Annotated in this window: 1 protein-coding gene; it reads right to left on the bottom strand. The window is 50.5% G+C overall.

Annotated elements, in window-relative coordinates:
- Positions 1-220 (bottom strand): Uma2 family endonuclease (locus tag LKK83_RS00325; protein WP_324628755.1); only part of this gene is annotated, 220 nt, incomplete at both ends.

The raw sequence follows: 220 nt of genomic DNA, 5'->3' as shown, positions 1-220 counted from the left end.
CGTCCCATTTTTCCCGGGAAATCCAAGACGCATCGGGAGAGCGAATCGCCCCATTAGGCAGATTGAAACCCCCAGAAGAATCTAAGGCTTTACCCCGTTTTGTTTCTTTGTTCCACATCCAAAGTTGAGCCGTCAATCCAGCGTTACGGTTGCTGGTTCCGCCGCCTGTGGGGGTCATAATAATCACTTCTCCAGTGGAATTGCGTTCGAGTCTGAGATT

The sequence above is a fragment of the Phormidium sp. CCY1219 genome, assembly GCF_035615515.1.
Lineage (GTDB): Bacteria > Cyanobacteriota > Cyanobacteriia > Cyanobacteriales > Laspinemataceae > CCY1219.
Note: the sequence above shows the minus strand (reverse complement) of the source record. Positions and strands in the feature narration are given on the sequence as shown.